The 4473-nt window shown below is 71.2% G+C and carries 4 protein-coding genes; all 4 read left to right on the top strand.

What is annotated here, in order from left to right:
* The first annotated feature begins 277 nt into the window (after positions 1-277).
* Positions 278-367 (top strand): K(+)-transporting ATPase subunit F, encoded by a 90-nt coding sequence (kdpF, locus tag E2E34_RS31760; protein ID WP_138905308.1) that lies wholly within the window; start codon positions 278-280, stop codon positions 365-367.
* Positions 368-443: 76 nt separating this feature from the next.
* Positions 444-2108, top strand: coding sequence for a potassium-transporting ATPase subunit KdpA (gene kdpA / locus E2E34_RS31755; RefSeq protein WP_138905309.1), 1665 nt, complete (start codon positions 444-446; stop codon positions 2106-2108).
* Positions 2105-4252: a potassium-transporting ATPase subunit KdpB gene (gene kdpB / locus E2E34_RS31750; protein ID WP_138905307.1), complete on the top strand. Its 2148-nt coding sequence runs from the start codon at positions 2105-2107 to the stop codon at positions 4250-4252. Before kdpA ends, kdpB begins: the two co-directional genes overlap by 4 nt.
* 4 nt (positions 4253-4256) lie before the next feature.
* Positions 4257-4473 (top strand): potassium-transporting ATPase subunit C (locus tag E2E34_RS31745; RefSeq protein ID WP_138905306.1); only part of this gene is annotated, 217 nt, incomplete at its 3' end.

Genomic DNA, 4473 nt, shown 5'->3' with positions numbered 1-4473 from the left:
CCCCACCACAGTGTTCCTGGTCCCGCGAAGACCGCAGGCGGCCCCCCAACCGGCCCCGGCGCCGTCAGGCAACCGTCAGGGAACCGTCAACGGGACACCCGTCGCCGTATGGGACCCGTCAACGGAAGACGTGCGCGCCGGTAAGGCGGCTTTCCTCTGGGTGACCGAACATTCCCCAACCCGTTCAGGAGCTCACGATGGCCGACCTGGCCTTCGTCGTCACCACGATCGCGGTCTTCGCGCTGGTGGCCCTCGTCGCCAAGGGGGTGGCGAAGCTGTGACCGCCGAGAACGTCGTCGGCCTGGTCGTGGCCGTCTCCCTGCTGGGCTATCTCGTCCTCGCCCTCCTGTACCCGGAGAGGTTCTGAGCCCGCGATGAGCCCCATGACCACCACGGCCCTCGCGAGCCCTGGCCACACCAGCACCATGAACCTCGCGACCCCCATGAGCCCCGTCCTCGCCGGCGTCCTCCAGCTCCTGGCGCTCGTCGTGGCGCTCGGCCTGGTGTACCGCCCGCTCGGCGACCACATGGCCCGCGTCTACTCCTCCCCGAAGCACCTGCGGGCCGAGAAGTGGATCTACAAGGCGATCGGCGCCGACCCGGCAGCCGAGATGCGCTGGCCCGCGTACGTGCGCTCCGTCCTCGCCTTCTCGGCGGTGGGCGTCCTCTTCCTGTACCTGCTCCAGCGCGTCCAGGGCTCTCTGCCCGGCTCGCTCGGCTTCTCCTCCATCGACCCCGACCAGGCGTTCAACACCGCCGCTTCGTTCGTCGCCAACACCAACTGGCAGTCGTACTACGGCGAACAGGCCATGGGCCACGTCGTGCAGACCGGCGGCCTGGCGGTGCAGAACTTCGTCTCGGCGGCGGTCGGCATGGCCGTCGCGGTCGCGCTCGTACGGGGCTTCGCCCGGGCCCGCACCGGGGAGCTGGGCAACTTCTGGTCCGACCTGGTGCGCGGCACCGTACGGATCCTGCTCCCGCTCTCGGTGGCCGGCGCGGTGGTCCTCGTCGCCTGCGGCGTCCTCCAGAACTTCTCCGGCATCCACGAGGTCGGCCGGTTCACCGGCGGCGCCCAGCAGTGGAACGGCGGCGCCGTCGCCTCTCAGGAGGCCATCAAGGTGCTGGGCACCAACGGCGGCGGCTACTTCAACGCCAACTCCGCCCACCCCTTCGAGAACCCCAGCCCGTTCTCGAACCTCTTCGAGATCTTCCTGATCCTCGTGATCCCCTTCGCCCTCACCCGCACCTTCGGCCGCATGGTCGGCAGCCTGCGGCAGGGCTACGCGATCCTCGCCGCGATGGCGACGATCTGGCTCGGCTTCTCGGCGCTGATGATGTGGACCGAGTTCCACCACGGCGGCCCCGCCTTCGACCTCGCGGGCGGCGCCATGGAGGGCAAGGAGACCCGCTTCGGGATCGGCGGTTCGTCGATCTTCGCCGTGGCCACCACCCTCACGTCCACCGGCGCGGTCAACTCCTTCCACTCCTCCTACACCGGCTTCGGCGGCGGCATCGCGCTGCTGGGCATGCAGCTCGGCGAGATCGCGCCCGGCGGCGTCGGCTCCGGCCTCTACGGGATGCTGATCATGGCGATCGTCGCGGTGTTCGTCGCGGGCCTGATGGTCGGCCGTACGCCCGAATACCTGGGCAAGAAGATCGGCACCCGCGAGATGAAGTTCGCCGCCTGCTCCCTGCTCACCACCCCGGCCCTGGTCCTCGGCTTCACCGCCGCCGCGATGGCGCTGGAGACCCCCGCGCAGTCGATGACCAATTCCGGGGCGCACGGCTTCTCCGAGATCCTGTACGCCTACACCTCGGGCGCCAACAACAACGGCAGCGCCTTCGCCGGACTGAACGCCGACACCCAGTGGTTCAACACCACGCTCGGCGTCGCCATGCTGCTCGGCCGCTTCCTGCCCATGGTGTTCGTCCTGGCACTCGCCGGTTCGCTCGCCGGACAGCAGCCCACACCGGAGACCGCCGGCACGCTGCGCACCGAGAAGCCGCTGTTCAGCGGGCTGCTCGTCGGCACGATCGCGATCGTCACCGGTCTGACCTACTTCCCCGCGCTGGCTCTCGGGCCACTGGCCGAAGGGCTCGCGTCATGATCACCGGCACAGCGAGGAAGCCGGAGGAGCCCGGCCCCGTGTCCCTCGCCGCACCCGCCCGTACGTCCGACGGGCCCGCCGCCCACCGGCCCGCGCCCGGCCGCGCCGGCAGGGGCCTCTTCGACCCCGGTCAGCTGGTCGGGGCCTTCCCGGCGGCGCTGCGCAAACTCGACCCGCGCGTGATGGCCGGGTCACCCGTGATGTTCGTGGTGCTGATCGGCTCGGTGGTCACCACCGTGCTGGCCCTGCTGGACCCCACCGACTGGTTCGGCTGGGCGATCACCGCCTGGCTGTGGCTGACCACCGTCTTCGCCAACCTCGCGGAGGCCGTCGCCGAGGGCCGCGGCAAGGCCCAGGCCGACACCCTGCGCCGGACCAGGACCGACACGGTCGCCCGGAGGATCACCGGCACCCACGAGGAGCGGGTGCCCGGCACCGAGCTGCGCGTGGGCGACCTGGTCGTCTGCGAGGCGGGGGACACCGTCCCCGGCGACGGCGACGTCGTGGAAGGTGTCGCCTCCGTCGACGAGTCGGCGATCACCGGCGAATCGGCCCCCGTCATCCGGGAGTCCGGCGGCGACCGCTCGGCCGTCACCGGCGGCACGAAGATCCTCTCCGACCGCGTCGTCGTCAGGATCACGACGAAGCCGGGCGAGACCTTCATCGACCGCATGATCAGCCTGGTCGAGGGCGCCGCCCGGCAGAAGACCCCCAACGAGATCGCGCTGAACATCCTGCTCGCCTCGCTGACCGTCGTCTTCCTGCTCGCCGTCGTCACCCTCCAGCCGTTCGCGACGTACGCCGGCGCCCGGCAGTCGACGACCGTCCTGGCCGCGCTCCTGGTCTGCCTGATCCCCACCACCATCGGCGCCCTGCTGTCCGCCATCGGCATCGCCGGCATGGACCGGCTCGTGCGGCGCAACGTCCTCGCCGTGTCGGGCCGCGCCGTCGAGGCGGCCGGCGACGTCTCGACGCTGCTGCTCGACAAGACCGGCACCATCACCCTCGGCAACCGCCGGGCCGCCGAACTCGTCCCCGTCGAGGGCGTCACCGAGGCCGAACTCGCCGACGCGGCCCAGCTCTCCTCGCTCGCCGACGAGACCCCGGAGGGCCGGTCCGTCGTCGTACTCGCCCAGGAGCGGTACGGCCGCGAGGAGCGGCACCGGAGTGAGCTGACGGGCGCCGCGTGGGTGGAGTTCACCGCGCAGACGCGCATGTCGGGGGTCGACCTGGTCGAGCACGGCGCCCGGCGCGCGGTGCGCAAGGGCGCGGCCGGCTCGGTCGTCGCCTGGGTCGAGGAGCGGGGCGGAAGCGTCGCGCCGGACGCGCGGGAACGCGCCGACCGCATCGCCCGGGCCGGTGGCACACCGCTGCTGGTGGCCCTTCAGGACGCGGACGGCGCGCGCGTCCTGGGCGTCGTCCACCTCAAGGACGTCGTCAAGGACGGCATGCGGGAGCGGTTCGAGGAGCTGCGCCGGATGGGCATCAGGACCGTCATGGTCACCGGCGACAACCCGCTGACCGCCAGGGCCGTCGCCTTGGAGGCCGGCGTCGACGACTTCCTCGCCGAGGCCACGCCCGAGGACAAGATGGCGCTCATCAAGCGCGAGCAGGCCGGCGGCAGGCTCGTGGCGATGACCGGCGACGGTACGAACGACGCCCCGGCCCTGGCCCAGGCGGACGTCGGCGTCGCCATGAACACCGGCACCTCGGCCGCCAAGGAGGCCGGGAACATGGTGGACCTGGACTCCGACCCGACGAAACTCATCGAGATCGTCGGGATCGGCAAGCAGCTCCTGATCACCAGGGGCGCCCTGACGACGTTCTCGATCGCCAACGACGTGGCGAAGTACTTCGCGATCATCCCCGCGATGTTCGCCGTCGCGCACCCCGGCCTGGACCGGCTCAACCTCATGCGCCTGGCGTCCGCCGAGTCCGCGATCCTGTCCGCCGTCGTCTTCAACGCGCTGATCATCGTCGCGCTGGTGCCCCTGGCGCTGAAGGGCGTCCGCTACCGGCCCATGGGCGCCGACCGGATGCTCCGTCGCAACCTCGCGCTGTACGGGCTCGGCGGCCTCGTCACGCCGTTCGCCGGCATCAAGATCATCGACCTGCTCATCTCCCTCATACCTGGCATCGGGTGACGTCATGAACAACTCGCTGGGCAACCCGGCACGGCTGCTGGGGGCCGGCCTGCGCGCCCTCCTCGTCCTCACCGTCCTGTGCGGCGTGCTGTACCCGCTGGCGGTCACCGGCGTCGCGCAGACGCTGCTGCGCCACCGGGCCAACGGCTCCGAGATCACGTCGGACGGCAGGGTCGTCGGCTCCGAGCTCATCGGCCAGACCTACGACCTGCCCCCTCGAA

Source organism: Streptomyces albidochromogenes, from assembly GCF_005981925.1.
GTDB classification, from domain to species: Bacteria; Actinomycetota; Actinomycetes; order Streptomycetales; family Streptomycetaceae; genus Streptomyces; species Streptomyces albidochromogenes.
Note: the sequence above shows the minus strand (reverse complement) of the source record. Positions and strands in the feature narration are given on the sequence as shown.

Excerpts from the sequence above, each read along its gene's own strand:
- kdpB (WP_138905307.1), top strand. The coding sequence starts at position 2,105 with ATGATCACCGGCACAGCGAGGAAGCCGGAGGAGCCCGGCCCCGTGTCC.
- kdpA (WP_138905309.1), top strand. The coding sequence starts at position 444 with ATGAGCCCCGTCCTCGCCGGCGTCCTCCAGCTCCTGGCGCTCGTCGTG.